Below are 17,820 nucleotides of genomic sequence, written 5' to 3'. Positions count from 1 at the left end.
CGTCACCGTGAGCACGGCGACGCAGAACCAACGCCTGGAAAGGGCGATCAGACAGGGCAGGGAGCATGATGCCGCTTTACGCTAAGAAAGCCACGGCGCCGTTGGCAGGAACGCTGACACCGCCGGGCGACAAGTCCATTTCACACCGCGCGCTGATCTTTGGCGGCCTGGCCGACGGCGAAACCGTGGTCGAGGGCCTGCTGGTCAGCGCCGACACCACCGCGACACGCAACGCGATGGTCCAGCTGGGCGCCAGCGTGACCGATGAGGGTGACGTGCTGCGCATTCGCGGCCTGGGACAGGCCGGCCTGTCGGCGCCGTCGGCGCCACTGGACATGGGCAACTCGGGCACCGCCATGCGCCTGCTCGCGGGCGTGCTCGCCGCACAGTCATTCGATTCCGTGCTCACGGGCGACGCGTCACTGAACAGCCGGCCGATGCGCCGCATCATGACGCCGCTGGCGCAGATGGGCGCGAACGTGGAGGCCACGGAAGCCGGAACCGCGCCGCTGCACATTCATGGCAATCCGGCGCTGAAGGGCATTCACTACGACTCGCCGGTGGCCAGCGCGCAGATCAAGAGCTGTGTGCTCCTGGCCGGCCTGTTCGCCCAGGGTGAGAGCCGCGTCACCGAGCCGCGCCTGAGCCGTGACCACACCGAGCGCATGCTGCCGCTGTTTGGCGTTCGCATGGGCGAGGGCGCCGCGCTGCAGGGCCCGCAGGGGCTCACCGGTGCGAAGGTCCTGGTTCCGTCGGACCCCTCGTCCGCGGCCTTCCTGGTCGCCGTGGCGTCGCTGGTGCCGGGGTCGGACGTGACCCTGCGCAATGTCGGCCTGAACCCCACGCGGTCGGCATTTTTTGACGCCGTGAAGGCCATGGGCGGCCGCATCGACATCGAGACCGTCAACGATGGCTCCGACGGCCTGGAGCCGGTGGGTGACCTGCGGGTGCGCTACAACGGCCGCCTGAAGGGCATCGACCTGCCGCCGGAATGGGTGCCCGCCATGATCGACGAGATTCCCATCCTGATGGCACTGGCCGCAACGGCCCAGGGCCGCACGCGGGTCACCGACGCGGCCGAGTTGCGAGTCAAGGAATCCGACCGACTGGCGGTCATGGCGCGGGGCCTGGAGTGCATGGGCATCGAACTGTCAGAGCGCCCCGACGGCGTCGACGTGTTTGGCGGTGAACCCTGCCCGGCGCGTGTCGAGGCGGAGAACGACCACCGTTGCGCGATGAGCTTTGCCGTGCTGGGGCAGTTGATCGAGGAGGGCGTGCTGATCGATGGCGCGGACTACATCGATACGTCTTACCCGGGCTTCAGCGCCGACATGCTCAGCATCGGTGCCCAGCTGGAGCGCCGCGACGGATGAAAAATCCGGCGGACGCCATCCCGGTGATCACCATTGACGGCCCGGTCGGGTCCGGCAAGGGCACGATCGCCGCGCGACTGGCGGAGCGCCTGGGCTGGCACCTGCTCGACAGCGGTGCGCTCTACCGGCTGGTGGCGCTGTCAGCGATGGACGGGGGCGTGGCGGCCGAAGACGAGGCCGCGCTTGAGCGCCTGGCGGCGGAACTGGATGCGGTGTTCCGGTTCGAGCAGGGCGCGCTGCGGATTTTCCTGCAGGGCCGCGAGGTTACCGGCGCGATTCGCGAAGAAGCGGTCAGTACCCTGGCATCGCGGGTGGCGTCCGTCGGCGCGGTCCGGGATGCACTGGAGAAGCGGCAGCGGGCGTTCAGGCAGGCGCCGGGCCTGGTGGCCGACGGACGCGACATGGGCACCGTCATCTTCCCCGACGCGAAACTGAAGATCTTTCTGACCGCCAATGTCCAGGCCCGCGCCGAAAGGCGATATAAGCAGTTGAAAGAAAAAGGGGAAAGTGTTAATCTCTCGCGCCTTTTCGGGGACCTGGAAGCCCGCGACCGGCGGGACACCCAGCGCGACGTCGCGCCGTTAAAACCGGCGCCCGACGCAGTCACCATCGATTCGACCGCGATGAGCATCGAAGAAGTGGTGCATGCAGTCGTTAAACTGGCTGAAGAAAGATATCCATCTTCCTGAAAAATATAGATTATTTGGGTCACGTTCGCGTGACATTTATTAACCGGCATTAATGCCGAATTACCGGGTGGGCACTGGCCCGTTGGCCAGCAGCCTGTGAGTATTCAATCAATGACTGAAAGTTTCGAACAACTCCTTAACGAAAGCCCTGCGATGCAAAACCTGACGCCGGGCTCCATCATCACCGGCCAGGTCGTGGAAATCCGTGACGACGTCGTCGTCGTCAACGCCGGCCTCAAGTCCGAAGGCATCGTGCCGATCAGCCAGTTCAAGTCCAGCAATGGCGACCTCGAGGTCGAGCTGGGCGACGATGTGCAGGTCGCGCTGAAAGCCGTCGAAGACGGTTTCGGCGAAACCCGCATGTCCCGTGACGACGCCAAGCGTTCCATGGTCTGGGACAAGCTGGAACAGGCCAACGAGAACGACGAGATCGTCCAGGGCAAGATTTCCGGCAAGGTGAAAGGTGGTTTTACCGTCGACATCAACGATATCCGCGCGTTCCTGCCGGGCTCGCTGGTGGACGTCCGCCCCGTGCGCGATCCCGCGTACCTGGAAGGCAAGGACCTCGACTTCAAGATCATCAAGCTGGACCGCCAGCGTAACAACCTCGTGGTGTCACGCCGCGCGGTGGTCGAGTCCGAGTACAGCGCCGAGCGTGAAGAACTGCTCGAGAAGCTGGAAGAAGGCCTGGTCGTGAAGGGCGTGGTCAAGAACCTGACCGATTACGGCGCCTTCCTGGACCTGGGCGGTATCGACGGCCTGTTGCACATTACCGACATGGCGTGGAAGCGTGTTCGTCACCCGTCCGAAGTCGTCAACGTCGGCGACGAGCTGGAAGTGCGCGTGCTCCGTTTCGACCGCGAGCGCAACCGTGTCTCGCTGGGCCTGAAGCAGCTGGGCGAAGATCCGTGGACGGATCTGGGCCGCCGCTACCCGGTGGGTACCCGCCTGTTCGGCAAGGTCACCAACATCACCGACTACGGTTGCTTCGTTGAAATCGAAGACGGCGTTGAAGGCCTGGTCCACGTGTCCGAAATGGACTGGACCAACAAGAACGTCAACCCGGCCAAGGTCGTTCAGACCGGCGACGAAACGGAAGTCATGGTGCTGGAGATCGACGAAGAACGTCGTCGTATTTCCCTGGGCATGAAGCAGTGCCAGTCCAACCCGTGGGATGCCTTCGCGGCCACCCACAACAAGGGCGACCACGTGTCCGGCGCGATCAAGTCGATCACCGACTTCGGAATCTTTATCGGCCTGGACGGCGGTATCGACGGCCTGGTGCACCTGTCCGACATCTCCTGGCTGACGCCGGGCGAAGAGGCGGTTCGCAACTTCAACAAGGGCGAAGAAATCGAAGCCGTGGTCCTGGCCGTTGATCCCGAGCGTGAGCGTATCTCGCTGGGCATCAAGCAGATGGACCAGGATCCGTTCGCCACTTTCATGGCCAACAACCCGCGCGGTAGCGTGGTGAAGGGCACGATCAAGGAAGTGGACGCCCGTGGCGCCGTGGTTGAACTGGCCGATGCCGTTGAGGGTTACCTCCGCGTTTCGGAAATCAGCAAAGACCGCATCGAGGACGCCAGCCGTGTGCTGAACGTCGGTGACGAGATCGAGGCCAAGTTTGTCAGCCTGGATCGCAAGAGCCGTTCCCTGAGCCTGTCCATCAAGGCACTGGAAGACGACGAACTGGCTGAGGCTCTGGAAGAGTACCAGCAGACCAGCGCTTCCGGCGGTACGACCTCACTGGGTGAACTGCTGAAAGAGCAGCTCGACCAGAACGGTTGATCGGTATGACCGGGCGGCCCTCGCGGCCGCCCGGTTCACCTTTGCCTGAACGTATCGAATTCGCAGAGAACGAACATGACAAAATCAGAACTCATCGAGCGGCTCGCCGAGCAGCAGAAGCATCTCCACCACACCGACGTCGAACTGGGTGTGAAGGCGATCCTCGAGCAGATGAGCTTGTCGCTTGCCGATGGCGAGCGGATCGAGATTCGCGGTTTCGGCAGCTTTTCGCTGCATTACCGTGCACCGCGACTGGGCCGTAACCCCAAGACCGGCGACGCCGTATCGCTGCCGGGCAAGTACGTCCCCCATTTCAAGCCCGGAAAGGCCCTGCGCGAACGGGTCAACGGCGACTGAAACCGGCGGCGCGGCTGAAATGACCCGCATCGCCTTCCTCGTAGCGGCTGCCCTGGTGGCCGCGCTGGGCCTGGTCATCGGCACCCTCAATGCCGACCCGGTCCATCTTGACCTGCTCTGGGTCCAGCTCAACTGGCCGCTCGGCCTGGTGCTGCTGGCGTCATTGTCGTTGGGCATTGCCATCGGTGTGCTGATGACCTGGCTGGTGCGCGTATTGCCGCTGCGTGCCCACTTGCGGACCGTAAAACGTCGCCAGGCGGAATCGGAAGCATCGGCCAGCCAGGCGCTGACGGAAACAGCAAGCAATGATTGAAGCCCTGTGGGTACTGAGCGTGATTGCAGCGGCCCTGCTGGGCGGCTGGTTCGCCCGCAAACTGTCCCGTCGCGGTGAGCGCAAGCGCAACCGTGTCTTCAGCCGGCGCTATTTCCAGGGCCTGAATTACCTGCTCAGCGAACAGCCTGACAAGGCCATCCAGGTGTTTCTCGAAATGGCCGAGGTCAACAAGGATACGGTGGAAACCCACCTTGCGCTCGGCAGCCTGTTCCGGCGACGGGGCGAGGTCGACCGTGCCATCCGCCTGCACCAGAACATCATCTCCAAGCACAACCTGGACGAGAGCCAACGCACCAAGGCGCTGCTGGAGCTGGGCGAGGACTACATGCGTGCCGGGCTGTTTGACCGCGCCGAGCGGCTGTTTTCCGAGCTCACCCAGCGCGGCGCCCACGCGCCTCCGGCCTTGCGGCACTTGCTGGACATCTACCAGCAGGAGAAGGACTGGCCCAAGTCACTGGAGATGGCGGAGAAGCTGGAAGCCCTGACCGGCGAGCGGATGGGCGCCTACATGGCGCATTTTTGCTGTGAACTGGCCGAGAAGGCAATCCAGGAGCAGGCCTTCGAAGACGCCAGGAAACAACTGCGGGCGGCACGCCGGCATGACCCGCAGAGCATTCGCGCGCGGCTGCTGCTGGCCCGCATCGCGCGGCTGCAGGCGCATCATTCCGAAGCGCTGGACCTGTATGAAGAAATTGTCGACATGGACAGCGACTTCATTCCCCAGGTGCTGGAAGATTACCTGGCCTGCGCGCAGGCGGCCGGCGAGGAAGAACGCGTCGATCCGCACCTGCGCGACTGGTGTGAGCGCCATCGCAGCACCAGCGCGGTACTCAAGCTCGCCGCCATGATCCAGGAAGCCGACGGCATCGACGCGGCGGCGCAGTTTCTCGCCGATGAACTGTCGCGCAATCCCTCGGTCCGCGGCCTGGACCGCTTGATCGAACTGAAGCTGAATGGCGGCCCGGAGATCGAGTCCGGCGACGAAATTCTACGGGCGGTGGCGCAGCGATTGCTGGCTCGCCAGCCCACCCATCGCTGTGCACACTGCGGCTACAGCGGGCATACCCACTACTGGCAGTGCCCCAGCTGCAAGCAGTGGGGCACCACGCGGGTGATCCACGGCGTCCTGGGCGACTGAGCCATGTCGTTCCTGACCGCGTCACCGGGGCTGGCCTGGTGGCCGCTCGCGCTAACCACCCTGTTCCTTTCCTTGCTGCTGGTTGGCCTGGTGCGCCGGCTTGCGCTGCGCTCAAACATGCTCGACCGGCCGGGAGAGCGTTCCAGCCATACGACAGACACACCCACGGGTGGCGGTGCCGGGCTGTACGCGGCGATGCTGCTGGTGGCGTTGTTGCCTTTCCCCTGGTGGTCGGTGCCGGCCCAGTGGGTGGTGGTGCTGGTGTGCATGCTGCCCCTGGTCGTCATCGGCTGGGTCGACGACCGTCACGACCTGGCCTGGACCTGGCGGCTGTCCGTTCAGTTTGCAGTCAGTTTGGGGCTGGTACTGTTGGCCCAGGCCAGCCAGGCAGGAATCGGTTGGCCAGGGGCCACGCTGACCGTGTCGTTGATGGCCGTGGCGACGTTCTACCTGGTCTGGATGATGAATATGTTCAACTTCATGGATGGAAGTGACGGCATGGCAGGGGGGCAGGGCATGTTTTGCGGCGGGGTCATCGCCGTTTTGTTCCTGGTCGCAGGCGACACCGGGCTCATGCAGGCGGCGGTCGCACTGGCGGCGGCCTGCCTGGGTTTCCTGGCGTGGAATCACCCGCCGGCACGCATTTTCCTGGGTGATACCGGCAGCATCCCTCTGGGACTCGCCATCGGGGCCCTACTGCTGCTGGGCGTGGCCAGTGGGGACATTTCCCCGCCGGTGGCGTTGCTGGTTCCGGCAACCTTCATGGTCGACGCGGGCATGACCCTGTTATGGCGCGTCGCGCGCGGGGAGCGGTGGTATACTGCGCATCGCAATCACTTGTATCAAAGGCTGATCAGACATGGATGGTCGCACGGCCGGGTGTTGTGGGTTTACCAGGGTGCCAATGTGTTCTTCGTGGTGCCCATGATTGTACTGGCGGACAAAAATCCTGGAACGGCGTGGCTAACAGTGGGTATCTGTGTCACGCTGATGGTGGCGGTCTGGACCGTCTCAACGGCACACCTGGGGGGTGTACGTGAACAAGCCTGACAACCCGTTACCGTGGGGTCCCGTCTATCACCCGCGTGGCGCGGTCGTGCTGCACGACCTGCTGATGGTCGCGCTGGCCTGGTGGGCCAGTCGCTGGCTGGCCGAGCGCCTGTCCGGCCTGCCATTTACCGAGAACATCATTCCCTGGGTCGAACTGCCCCTGGTGCTGGCCCTGCAGGGCCTGGTGCTGTGGGCGACCGGCCTGTACAAGGGCCTGTGGCGCTTCGCCAGTTTCGAAGACCTCTGGAACATTCTCCGCGCCGTCGGCGCCGGCACACTGCTGATTTTCGGTGCACTGGCCGTGTTCAGCGCGCCCGCGGGGCGCGACTGGCTGGCCGGCATGCTGGGTTACCCCGTGCTGCTGTTCGTGCTGCTGGCCCTGCCGCGCATGTGTTACCGCTTCTGGAAAGACTCCAACGGGCCGCGGCGCGAGCCGGCCCGGGATGACAAGCGGGTGCTGATCCTGGGCGCGGGCCGCTCCGGGGCGATGCTGGAACGTGAGCTTCGGCATCGCGGCGGTTTCAATGTGCTGGGTTTCCTCGATGACGACCAGCGACTGCGCGGCACCCATGTGCATGGCGTGCCGGTACTCGGCAGCCTGGATGAGCTGGAAAGCCGCGGCCGGTCGATGCGGCTGGACCTGGCCATCATCGCCATGCCGTCGGCGAGTAACCAGCAGATGCAGCGCATCGTTCGGATCTGCGAGGACAGTGGCCTGGAATTCCGCACCCTGCCAACCCTGCAGGACCTGGGCAGCAAGGCGACCCAGGTCAACGTGCTGAAGAAGGTCGCGATTGACGACCTGCTGGGCCGCGAACCGGTGTCGCTGGACTGGAATTCCATGCGCGAGGGCCTGGTGGGCAAGCGCGTACTGGTGACCGGCGGTGGCGGGTCCATCGGCTCGGAGCTGTGTCGCCAGATCGCCCGCCTGAACCCGGTTGAGCTGGTGGTGGTCGACAACAGCGAGTACTCGCTGTACCGAATCGACCTGGAGCTGCGCAGCGATTACCAGGACCTGGTGTTTACCTCGATCCTGGGCGATATCTGTGACGCGGCCACGGTGGATCGCGTGGTCGGGCGCTACAAGCCGGACGTGATTTTCCACGCCGCCGCGTACAAGCACCTGCCAATCCTGCAGACGCAGATCCGCGAGGCGATCCGCAACAACATCATCGGCACCATGCGGCTGTCGGAGGCGGCAGAACGCCATGGTGTCGGTTCCTTCGTGCTGATTTCCACCGACAAGGCGGTCAACCCGGCCAATATCATGGGCGCGACCAAGCGGGTCGCGGAAATGTACTGCCAGAACATGAATACGCGTTCTGATACGCGTTACATCACGGTCCGCTTCGGCAACGTGCTGAACTCCAACGGCAGCGTGGTGCCGTTGTTCCAGGAGCAGATCAGCAAGGGCGGGCCGGTGACGGTCACGCACCCGGAGATTTCCCGCTATTTCATGACCATCGCCGAGGCCAGCCAGTTGATCATGCAGGCGTCCCTGCAGGGCTCAGGCGGCGAAATCTACGTGCTCGACATGGGTGAGCCGGTGCGCATCACCTACCTGGCCGAGCAGTTGATCCGGCTCGCCGGAAAGGAACCCGGGCGCGATATCCAGATCGTCTACACCGGGCTGCGGCCGGGCGAAAAGCTGTTCGAGGAACTGTTCCACGAACTCGAGCCGAACGAAATGACGACCCACGAGAAGATCTACCTGGCGCATCCGCGCGAGGTCGACTGGGCCGAGCTCAGTCGCGAACTGAAAATCATGGAAGCGGCGGTCAGGGAATACGATACCGAGCGCCTGGCGGCCAGCCTCGACCGGCTCGTGCCCGAACTGTCGCGGCATGTGCAGGTAGACGAAACATCAAGGGTCATACCATTCAGACAACAGGGTACAGCATGACATCTACGCCTCGAGCAGGCATTCCCACCGCAGTTTTCCCCGTCGCCGGCCTCGGCACACGTTTTCTACCGGCAACCCGGGCCGTTCCCAAGGAGTTGCTGCCTGTCGTCGACAGGCCACTGGTACAGTACGCGGTACACGAGGCCGTCGAGGCGGGTGCGAAGACACTGGTCTTCGTCATCAGCCATGGCAAGGAGTCCGTGGCCGAACACTTCCGCCCGGATCCCACCCTGGAGGCCTCGTTACAGGCCGCTGGCAAGCAGGCCCTGGTCGAGCGACTGCACGACATCCTGCCTGCGGGGGTCAACGTCGAAGTGGCCTACCAGCCTGAACCGCTGGGGCTGGGTCACGCGGTGCTGTGCGCCCGCGAGCACGTTGACGAAAACGCCTTTTTCTCGGTGTTGCTGCCCGACGACATGGTGCTCAATGACGGGCCTGGCGCGCTGCAGCAGATGGCGGACGTGCATGCCCGCACCGGTGGCGGTGTCGTCGGCGTGGAACGTGTCGACCCGGCCATGACCGGCAGTTACGGCATTGCCGAAGTGGACGGCGGCGAGCCGCCGCGCATTACCTCGCTGGTAGAAAAGCCGGCGCCGGAAGACGCACCGTCCAACCTGGGCGTGATTGGCCGCTATATTCTCGACGGCCGGATCTTTTCCCGGTTGCAGGACCTGGGCGCCGGCGCGGGTGGTGAAATTCAGTTGACCGATGCGATCGCCGGTATGCTCGGCGAGCACCCGGTGTACGCCGGCACGCTTAACGGAACGCGCTACGATTGCGGCAACCGCGCCGGCATGCTGAAGGCCAACATCGACTATGCGCTGGCCAACCCGGACCTGCGCGAAGGCCTGCTCGCCCACCTGCGTGGGCTCGACCTGAACGGCTGAACGGCATGCCCCGGGTTCGTCCTCCCATCGAATGGCCGCAAGGCCAGGTGCGGCGTTTGCGCCATGTTTCATCTGTCCTGCAGGACAATCCCTGGCGCGACCCGCATGAACGGGAACTGTGCGTGTACCTGCCGCCGGGCTACGAAGACGGGGGTGCACCCTTTGCCGCGCTCTGGGACCTTGCCGCGTTCACCAACGCCGGCCCCGGCCACCTGAACTGGCGCAACCATGGTGAAAACCTGGCGCAGCGCCTCGACCGGCTGATCCACGAGGGTGGCCTGCCGCCGGTCGTCGTGGTCATGCCGGACGCGTACACCTCGCTGGGCGGTAACCAGTACGTGGATTCTCCGGCTGTCGGCCGGTACGAGACACACGTCATCGAGGAACTGGTGCCGTTCGTCAGCGAGCAGTTCAATGTCGTCGACGGTGCCGCGGGCCGGGGCGTGTTCGGCAAGTCATCCGGCGGCTACGGCGCGCTCGTGCATGCCATGCGCCACCCAGACACCTGGGGCGCGGCGGCCGTACACGCGGGGGACTGCGGCTTCGACCGGGTGTTCCTGCCTGAATTCGGCACCGCCGCGCAGGTGCTGGCGGAATACGGTGGCGACCCGCTGGCGCTGGTGGAGGCCTTCTGGCGCAAGCGGCAGCCGGGCGGTCGTGAGTTCACCGCGCTGATGATCGTGGCCATGGCCGCCAGCTACGACCCGGACCCCGACCACCCCGAACACATCCGTCTGCCCTTCGATGTGCACACCTGTGCGCTGGATGACGAGCGTTGGGCGGCCTGGCTGCGGCACGACCCGCTGACCATGATCGATGACCATGCCGACGCGCTGCGTGGCCTTCGGTGCCTGCACATCGACGTCGGCCACCGGGACCAGTACAACATCCAGTTCGGCACCCGGCAGTTGTCGGCGGAACTGGAAAAACGCGACATCCGTCACCATTTTGAAGAATTCGACGGAACCCATTCGCATATCGACTGGCGCCTGGACATCTCCCTGCCGAGAATGGCGGGCGCCCTGGAAGGAAGACAGTGATCGACATCAGCCCGGCGGCGCAGGCCTATTTTCTCAAACTGATTGACCAGCAGGGTGGCGATGGCCTGGCGCTGCGCCTCAGCGTGCTGGCGCCCGGCACACCCCGTGCCGTCTGCGACCTGCAGTTCTGGCCCGCTGACCGGCACAACGACAACGACCGCCAGTTGCATTTCGACGGCTTCGAAGTGCATGTCGAACCGTCCAGCGCCGAGTGGCTGGAAGGCGCCGAGATCGATTTCGAGGTAGCCGATGCCGGCGGCCAGCTGAACATTCGTGCCCCGGGCATCAAGGGCAACGCCCCTGCCGAGGACGCGCCGTTGGCCGAGCGGGTCCAGTGGGTGCTGGAAGCGGAGGTCAACCCCGGCCTGGCCGCGCATGGCGGGCACGTGAACCTGGAGCGCGTGACCCCGGCCAACGAACTGGTGCTACGGTTTGGCGGCGGCTGCCAGGGCTGCGGAATGGTGGGCGTGACCCTGAAGCAGGGTATCGAGACCACGCTGAAGAAGCACTTTCCGGAAATTACCGCGATTCTCGATGCCACCGATCATGAGAGTGGTGAGAACCCGTACTACGATCGTGAAACCGGCGACCAGGCCGCCGGGTAATTCATTCTTCGATTCTCGCTGCGGGCGAAGCGCCGCCCGCGGCGGTCACTTCACCTCAGACAGGTCTTTCAGGCCTTCCAGGCTGGCGTACCAGGCCGCCAGGTCCTCGATGTCCTCGTCGGTCAGGTTGGTCGCAAAACCGCTCATCAGCGGGTTGACGCGCCGCCCATCACGGTAGTCGGCCAGGGACTTGGCCAGGTAGTCGGCATGCTGGCCGGCCAGTTTCGGGTAGGTCGGGTCAATGCCCAGGCCGTCTTCACCATGGCAGGCCTGGCAGGGCACGGACTTTTCCTTGCCGGCAGCGGCGTCACCGGCGGCGACCGCGAACTGGGGCAGGGCAATGGCAAGGCCAATCACGGCCGCGAGTGTCTTGGTGCTGTTCATCACGAGTCGTCCTTGTCGTCCAGGCTGCCCAGCCAGGCGGCGATATCGGCGATATCCTGGTCGGTCATGCTCTCGGCCTGGGCCTGCATGGTCGGGTGTTTGCGCTCGCCGGTACGGTAGGCCTTCAGCACCGCGGTGATGTAGGCCTCGTTCTGGCCACCAATCTTGGGTACCGAGTAGGTCGGGTAGATGTTCTTGTAGTCCGGAATGCCGTGGCAACCTTTACAGGTGTAGGCCTTGATGCGACCGGCTTCCGGGTCGCCTTCGGCCATGGCCGGTGTGGCCTGCAGGGCGGCAATCGCGATGACCGCGAAAATGAATCTGGGCATAACGGGGTGTTCTCCGGCTGGTGCGCTACAAGGGGAGCGATTATACCGGCTGGCGGGGGCAAACCAAAGCCGGTTGGTGCGTTCCGGTGATTTAGGCCACGCGGTGGTGGTATTGACCACCCTGCGTATCGTTTGGCCTGGCCAAAGATGGGCTAAGTGACTGACATATTTAGCTAAAAACGTATGGCGTGGAATTTGCATCTTGTGGGTGCAAGCGCAAGAACGGGGCCGGCCCGCCAGTATCCGCACACGCGGGTCTGCTCCTCCGGACCGCCTCCACCCCGGTGTCTGGTCACCCGGGGTGGGGCGGCCCGCCCTACATCCCTTCAGCAGAAGTCCCGTGAACGGGCCTCCACGCCGGGTAACAGCGACGAGTAGTCGTGAACCCGCTCGGCGATCAGGTGGTGGACATCGCCATCGCTCTCCATGATGCCGTCGACGGCCAGTAGCCGGGCGCCCAGTACCACGGCGCGCTGGCGCTCCCAGGTGCGTTGCCAGAGCACCACGTTGACATTGCCGGTCTCATCCTCGAGCGTCAGGAACATCGTTCCGCTGGCGGTCAGCGGCCGCTGGCGCAAGGTGACCAGGCCGCAGGCCCGTACCCGCGTCCCATGGACACAGGTGTTCAGCGCCGCGGCGGCCTGGGCCCGCCGCTGGCGCAGCCGCGCGCGGATGAACGCCAGCGGGTGCCGCCCCAGGGTCAGCCCGGTCGAGGCGTAGTCGGCCTCCAGGTCGTCGATGGCCGAGGGAGGGCGGATGGCAATGGCGCCCTGTTGTGGGTCGGCGCGCCCGGGCGCGTCATGCAACAGGTCCCGGGGCACCGGCCGTACCGCCGCGGCTTCCCAGCGGGCCCGGTGCCGGTGCCCGGCCAGCGCGCCCAGGGCCGAGGCCTCGGCCAGCGCCGACAGCGCCCGGCGGTCGAGCCCGGCGCGCCGGGACAGGTCCTCCAGGTCGTTGAACGGGCGCCGCGCACGGGCCGCGCACAGGCGCGCGGCGGCGGCTTCGCCGAAACCCTTCACCTGGCGGAGCCCCAGGCGCAGCGCCGGGTGCTCGTCACGGCCGCGCTCCAGCGCACAGTCCCAGTCGCTGTAGCGGGCGTCGACCGGCAGCACCGTGACCCCGTGGCGGCGGGCGTCCTGGACCAGTTGTGAGGCGGTGTAGAAGCCCATGGGCTGGCTGTTCAGCAGCGCGGCCGTGAACGCGGCCGGGTGGTGGCGCTTGAGCCAGGCCGAGACATAGACCAGCAGGGCGAAGCTGGCGGCGTGGGACTCGGGAAAACCGTACTCGCCAAACCCCTTGATCTGGTTGAAAATCTGTTCCGCGAAGCCGGCGCTGTAGCCGCGCTCAAGCATGCCGCCAACCAGCCGCTGCCGCAGCGGCTCGAGCCCGCCGCGCCGCGCCCAGGCCGCCATGGAGCGGCGCAGCTGGTCCGCCTCGGAGCCGCTGAAACCGGCCGCCACCATCGCAATCTGCATGACCTGCTCCTGGAAGATGGGCACCCCCAGGGTGCGGTCCAGCACCCGGCGCAGGTCCTCGGATGGGTACGCCACCGACTCTTCGCCGCGCCGGCGCCGCAGGTAAGGGTGCACCATGTCGCCCTGGATGGGGCCGGGCCGGACGATGGCGACCTCGATGACCAGGTCGTAGAAGCAGGCGGGTTTCAGTCGCGGCAACATGGCCATCTGGGCCCGCGACTCCACCTGGAATACGCCCACGGTGTCGGCGCGCTGGATCATCGCGTAGGTGTCCGGATCCTCGGCGGGAATGCTGGCCAGCGACAGCGCCGTGGCCTGCGTCGGCGCCTGCCAGCCGTTGACCAGGTCGATGCAGCGGCGGATCGCTGTCAGCATGCCCAGGGCCAGGCAGTCGACCTTCAGCAACCCCAGTGTCTCCAGGTCGTCCTTGTCCCACTGGATGACCGTGCGGTCCGCCATGGCCGCGTTCTCCACCGGGACCAGGCAGGACAGCGGTTGCTCGGAGATGACGAAACCGCCGACATGCTGGGACAGGTGGCGCGGGAAGCCGCACAGTTCCGGCACCAGGTAGAGCAGCTGCCGCACCGGCAGGCTGTCCGGGTCCAGGCCGATGCCGGCCAGGCGGGTCGCCAGCTCGTCCGGCCGGTCCCACCAAGCCAGGTTGCCGGCCAGCTGCTCGAGCTGGTCGGCACTGAAGCCCAGTGCCTTGCCGACATCGCGCACTGCGCTGCGGGGGCGGTAGCTGATGATGGTGGCGGCCAGGGCGGCACGCTCGCGCCCGTATTTGCGGTAGATGTACTGGATGACCTCTTCGCGGCGCTGGTGCTCGAAGTCGACGTCGATATCCGGTGGCTCGTCACGCTCGCGGGAGATGAAGCGCTCGAACAGCATGCTCATCCGCGCCGGGTCGACCTCGGTAATGCCCAGGCAGTAGCAGACCGCGGAGTTGGCGGCCGAGCCGCGGCCCTGGCACAGGATGCCCTGGCCGCGGGCGAACTGGACGATATCGTGCACGGTCAGGAAAAAGGGCTCGTAGCCCAGCTCGCCGATCAGCGCCAGTTCGTGTTCCACCTGGGCGCGTACGCTGTCGGCCACGCCGCCGGGCCAGCGCTGGCGCATGCCGGCCTCGGTCAGCTGGCGCAGGTGGGCGGTGGCTGTCAGGCCCGCCGGCACCACTTCCCGGGGGTACTGGTAGCGCACCTGGTCCATGCGGAATTCGCAGCGCGCGGCGATAACGCCCGTTTCTGCCAACAGGGCGTCGGGGTAGCGCCGGCGCAGTTCGTCGACCGGGCGCAGGTGGCGTTCACCGGAGGGCAGGGCGCGGAAGCCCAGTTCCCGCACCGTGCAACCGTGGCGGATGGCGGCCAGCAGGTCGTGCAGCATGCGCCGTGGCCGATGGTGCATGCGGACGTCGCCGCAGGCGGTCATCGGTAACCCGGCCATCGCGGCCAGGCGCGAAAGCCGCTCCAGGCGCCGCCGGTCATCGGGGCCCAGGCACAGGTTCACGGCCAGCCAGGCACGCCCCGGAAAATGCTCCGCGACCCAGCATGCGGTGCCGCTGTCGTCTTCATCGGCCGGAAGCCACAGGGCAAGGCAGCGCGCCAGGCCGCTTTCGAGGTCGCGGTTGTCGAGCCGGTAGCGGCCCTTGGGCGCCCTGCGGCGGGCGCGTGTGACCAGGCCGCAGAGTTGCGCGTAGCCGTCGCTGTCCATCGGCAGCAATACCAGCGCCGAGCCATCGTCCAGGCGAAAGCGGCTGCCCGGGATCAGCTCGATGGGCTGGCCCGCCTGCCGGCGCCGAACGGCCTCCTCGTGGCCACGCACCACGCCCGCCAGCGAGCACTCGTCGGCCAGCGCCAGCGCGGAATAGCCGAGTTCGGCCGCACGCCCCACCAGTTCCTGGGGGTGCGAGGCCCCGGCCAGGAAGGTGAAATTGCTGATGCAGGCGAGTTCGGCGTAGGGGGTGGGTGTCTCGGTCATGGGCTGAAGGGTCAATAGCTGTAATAATATACACCTTCATATCCTGTTATAATACTTAGCCGCGTCCGAGCAGGCCGCGCCGACCGGAAGGCGGCGACGAACAGCCCAGGGGTGCGGGCCACAACCACTTGAACACGACAGACCGGACTTGATCCCGAAGGACAGGTACCATGAAAGACCACGACATCCATTACGCCGTCCTTGGTGACGGTCGCCTGGCGCGACACCTGCGCCGTTACTTCGATTTGCTGGGCATTCGCCACACGGGCTGGGCGCGTCGCCGTGCCTCCCTGGCCAACACCGCGCGCCACGCCGATGCCGGGGCACGCCTGCGCCAGGCGCTGGAGCCCGCCACCCACGTGTTGTTACCGGTCAGCGACGACGCCATCGCCGGCCTGCTGCGCCAGTACCCGTTCCTGCACCAGCACACCCTGGTGCACTGCTCGGGCGCGCTGAGCCTGCCGGGCGTTGCCGGGGCCCACCCGCTGATGACCTTCAATGACGGCGAATACACGCTGGACCAGTATCGGCGGATTCCATTCCTGGTGGAAGAAGGGCAGGCATTCGACACGCTGCTCCCGGGCCTGCCCAATCCGCACCACGTCTTGCCGGTGGAGCAAAAAGCGCTTTACCACGCCCTGTGCGTGGTGGCCGGCAACTTCCCGCAGTTGCTCTGGAGCGCGGCCGCCGAGCGCATGAAGGGTGACCTGGGCCTGTCGGCCGACCTGCTCGGGCCATACCTGCAGCAATCCCTGGACAACTGGCTGGCGGCACCGGACGCCGCACTGACGGGTCCGCTTGACCGCGGTGACGAGGGCACCCTGCAGCGCCATCGCGCGGTCCTCGCTGGTGACCCGCTGGCGGACATCTACGGCGCCTTCGAGCGCCTGCACGCGGCCCGCACCATTACCCCGGTGGTGACCGGGAAGGAGCGTGCCTCGTGAACATCCTGAATTTCCCGGAACGCAAGAAGGGCCGCGAGGCCATCGTCATGGTCACCTGCTATGACTACACGATGGCCCGCATCGTCGCGGACTCGGCTATCGACATGATCCTCGTCGGCGACAGCGCCGCGATGGTCATGCATGGCCACGACACCACGCTGCCGATCAGCGTCGACGAGATGGCCATGCACGTGCGCGCGGTGCGCCGTGGTGCGCCGGAGACCTTTGTTGTCGCCGACCTGCCGTTCCTGGCCACCCGCAAGGGGCTAGAGGCCGCGATGGACGCGGTTGAAGCGGTCATGAAGGCCGGGGCCAGCGCGGTCAAGATCGAGGGCATCGAGGGCCAGGCGGACCTGGTCAGGCATATCGTCGCCTCCGGCGTGCCGGTCATGGGGCACCTGGGCCTGACGCCGCAGGCGGTCAACCAGCTGGGTGGCTTCCGGGTCCAGGGGCGCAGCGAGGATGACCGCGCCCGGCTGATGCGCGAGGCCCGTGAATGCCAGGCGGCCGGGTGCTTCGCGCTGGTGCTTGAATGCGTGCCGGAGAGCCTGGCCGAGGCTATCACGCGGTCGCTCGATATCGTCACCATCGGCATTGGCGCCGGAGACCGGACCGATGGCCAGGTCCTGGTCATGCATGACCTGCTGGGCCTGACCGATGGCTTCAAACCGAAGTTCGTGCGTCAGTACATGGATGGCCGGGCACAGGTGTGCCAGGCGCTGGACCAGTACGCCTCCGACGTCCGTGAGCGGGCATTTCCGGCGCCTGAAGAGCGCTACGCGGGATGAACCGCTTCGATGACCTGGGCCAGTGGCAGGCCCATCGCCGGGCACTTCGCACCGGTGAACTTGGCTTCGTGCCCACCATGGGCGCGCTGCATGCCGGTCACCGCTCACTGGTTGAGGCCAGCGTCAACGGCAACGAACGCACCGTGGTCAGCCTGTTCGTCAACCCGACCCAGTTCGACCAGCGCGCCGACCTGGATGCGTACCCGGCCGATCTCGACGGCGACCTGGACAAGCTGCGAGCCTGGGGCGTGGATGACGTGCTGGTCCCCGACTACGGCGCCCTGTACCCGGATGGTTACCGTTATCGCGTGGCCGAATCGGGGCTGTCGTCACGCCTGTGTGGCGCCCACCGTCCCGGGCATTTTGACGGCGTGTTGTCCGTGGTCATGAAGCTGTTCAACCTGGTGCGCCCGGCGCGGGCCTACTTCGGCGAAAAGGACTGGCAGCAGCTGGCGCTGGTCCGTGGCATGGTCGAGGCCTTTTTCATGCCGGTCGACATCGTCGGCTGCCCGACGGTACGGGAAGGCGATGGCCTGGCCCTGTCTTCACGGAACCAGCGGCTGAGCCCGGCCGAGCGTGCCATGGCGCCGGGGTTTCATCGTGCGCTGGTGCAACAGGCGTCCGCCGATGACGCGGCCCAGGCGCTGCAGGCGGCCGGGTTTGACGTCGACTATGTCGAGGATATCGACGGCCGCCGCCTGGGTGCGGTTCGGCTGGGCAGCACCCGGCTGATCGATAACATTGCACTGGAGTCATGAC

The 17,820-nt window shown here is 65.9% G+C and carries 17 protein-coding genes; 14 read left to right on the top strand and 3 right to left on the bottom strand.

From position 1 onward, the window contains the following. The first annotated feature begins 68 nt into the window (after positions 1 to 68). The 11 genes from aroA (at position 69) to F3N42_RS07730 (ending at position 11,164) form a co-directional block, all read left to right on the top strand. Positions 69 to 1,373, top strand: coding sequence for a 3-phosphoshikimate 1-carboxyvinyltransferase (gene aroA, locus F3N42_RS07780; RefSeq protein ID WP_224784801.1), 1,305 nt, complete (start codon positions 69 to 71; stop codon positions 1,371 to 1,373). Continuing rightward, positions 1,370 to 2,062 (top strand): (d)CMP kinase, encoded by a 693-nt coding sequence (gene cmk, locus F3N42_RS07775; RefSeq protein ID WP_150863850.1) that lies wholly within the window; start codon positions 1,370 to 1,372, stop codon positions 2,060 to 2,062. Before aroA ends, cmk begins: the two co-directional genes overlap by 4 nt. A 111-nt stretch (positions 2,063 to 2,173) precedes the next feature. Beyond that, a complete protein-coding gene (gene rpsA / locus F3N42_RS07770) occupies positions 2,174 to 3,850 on the top strand; it encodes a 30S ribosomal protein S1 (RefSeq protein WP_150863849.1) in 1,677 nt (558 codons plus the stop codon). A 75-nt stretch (positions 3,851 to 3,925) separates the two neighbouring features. Then, complete coding sequence (ihfB, locus tag F3N42_RS07765; RefSeq protein ID WP_150863848.1) at positions 3,926 to 4,207, top strand: integration host factor subunit beta; 282 nt, start codon at positions 3,926 to 3,928, stop codon at positions 4,205 to 4,207. A 19-nt stretch (positions 4,208 to 4,226) separates the two neighbouring features. Beyond that, the gene (locus tag F3N42_RS07760) at positions 4,227 to 4,520 is read left to right on the top strand and encodes a lipopolysaccharide assembly protein LapA domain-containing protein (protein ID WP_150863847.1); all 294 of its coding nucleotides are present in this window, start codon (positions 4,227 to 4,229) and stop codon (positions 4,518 to 4,520) included. Next, a complete protein-coding gene (gene lapB / locus F3N42_RS07755) occupies positions 4,513 to 5,679 on the top strand; it encodes a lipopolysaccharide assembly protein LapB (protein WP_150863846.1) in 1,167 nt (388 codons plus the stop codon). The genes F3N42_RS07760 and lapB overlap by 8 nt, the downstream gene beginning before the upstream one ends. Before the next feature lie 3 nt (positions 5,680 to 5,682). Continuing rightward, positions 5,683 to 6,729 (top strand): MraY family glycosyltransferase, encoded by a 1,047-nt coding sequence (locus F3N42_RS07750; protein ID WP_150863845.1) that lies wholly within the window; start codon positions 5,683 to 5,685, stop codon positions 6,727 to 6,729. Then, on the top strand, positions 6,716 to 8,632 hold the full coding sequence (locus F3N42_RS07745; protein ID WP_224784800.1) for a nucleoside-diphosphate sugar epimerase/dehydratase: 1,917 nt from the start codon (positions 6,716 to 6,718) through the stop codon (positions 8,630 to 8,632). Before F3N42_RS07750 ends, F3N42_RS07745 begins: the two co-directional genes overlap by 14 nt. Next, positions 8,629 to 9,519, top strand: coding sequence for a UTP--glucose-1-phosphate uridylyltransferase (locus F3N42_RS07740; RefSeq protein ID WP_150863844.1), 891 nt, complete (start codon positions 8,629 to 8,631; stop codon positions 9,517 to 9,519). The genes F3N42_RS07745 and F3N42_RS07740 overlap by 4 nt, the downstream gene beginning before the upstream one ends. Positions 9,520 to 9,524: 5 nt before the next feature. Further along, positions 9,525 to 10,559, top strand: a complete 1,035-nt coding sequence (locus F3N42_RS07735) for an alpha/beta hydrolase (protein WP_150863843.1) — start codon at positions 9,525 to 9,527, stop codon at positions 10,557 to 10,559. Further along, complete coding sequence (locus tag F3N42_RS07730; RefSeq protein ID WP_150863842.1) at positions 10,556 to 11,164, top strand: NfuA family Fe-S biogenesis protein; 609 nt, start codon at positions 10,556 to 10,558, stop codon at positions 11,162 to 11,164. The genes F3N42_RS07735 and F3N42_RS07730 overlap by 4 nt, the downstream gene beginning before the upstream one ends. 45 nt (positions 11,165 to 11,209) lie before the next feature. Here F3N42_RS07730 and F3N42_RS07725 read toward each other — a convergent pair whose 3' ends face one another. From F3N42_RS07725 to F3N42_RS07715, 3 genes are all read right to left on the bottom strand, one after another. Next, positions 11,210 to 11,548, bottom strand: a complete 339-nt coding sequence (locus F3N42_RS07725) for a c-type cytochrome (RefSeq protein ID WP_150863841.1) — start codon at positions 11,546 to 11,548, stop codon at positions 11,210 to 11,212. Beyond that, a complete protein-coding gene (locus tag F3N42_RS07720) occupies positions 11,548 to 11,877 on the bottom strand; it encodes a c-type cytochrome (protein WP_150863840.1) in 330 nt (109 codons plus the stop codon). The genes F3N42_RS07725 and F3N42_RS07720 overlap by 1 nt, the downstream gene beginning before the upstream one ends. A gap of 326 nt (positions 11,878 to 12,203) precedes the next feature. Further along, entirely contained in the window at positions 12,204 to 15,329 is a 3,126-nt protein-coding gene (locus F3N42_RS07715) for an error-prone DNA polymerase (protein WP_150863839.1), read from the bottom strand. Between the two features lie 170 nt (positions 15,330 to 15,499). Here F3N42_RS07715 and F3N42_RS07710 point away from each other — a divergent pair, with 170 nt between their 5' ends. Genes F3N42_RS07710 through panC form a run of 3 tightly spaced genes read left to right on the top strand, consistent with a single transcriptional unit; the run spans position 15,500 to position 17,819 of the window. Next, on the top strand, positions 15,500 to 16,273 hold the full coding sequence (locus tag F3N42_RS07710) for a Rossmann-like and DUF2520 domain-containing protein (RefSeq protein WP_150863838.1): 774 nt from the start codon (positions 15,500 to 15,502) through the stop codon (positions 16,271 to 16,273). After that, a complete protein-coding gene (gene panB / locus F3N42_RS07705; protein WP_150863837.1) occupies positions 16,270 to 17,061 on the top strand; it encodes a 3-methyl-2-oxobutanoate hydroxymethyltransferase in 792 nt (263 codons plus the stop codon). The genes F3N42_RS07710 and panB overlap by 4 nt, the downstream gene beginning before the upstream one ends. Continuing rightward, positions 17,058 to 17,819 carry a pantoate--beta-alanine ligase gene (panC, locus tag F3N42_RS07700; RefSeq protein ID WP_150863836.1) on the top strand — a complete coding sequence of 254 codons (762 nt, stop codon included), beginning with the start codon at positions 17,058 to 17,060 and terminating at the stop codon, positions 17,817 to 17,819. Before panB ends, panC begins: the two co-directional genes overlap by 4 nt. The last annotated feature ends 1 nt before the right edge of the window (position 17,820 follow it).

The sequence above is a fragment of the Marinihelvus fidelis genome (assembly GCF_008725655.1).
Classification (GTDB): Bacteria; Pseudomonadota; Gammaproteobacteria; order Xanthomonadales; family SZUA-36; genus Marinihelvus; species Marinihelvus fidelis.
The sequence above is the reverse complement of the archived record's forward strand: the minus strand, read 5'-3'. Positions and strand labels throughout refer to the sequence as shown.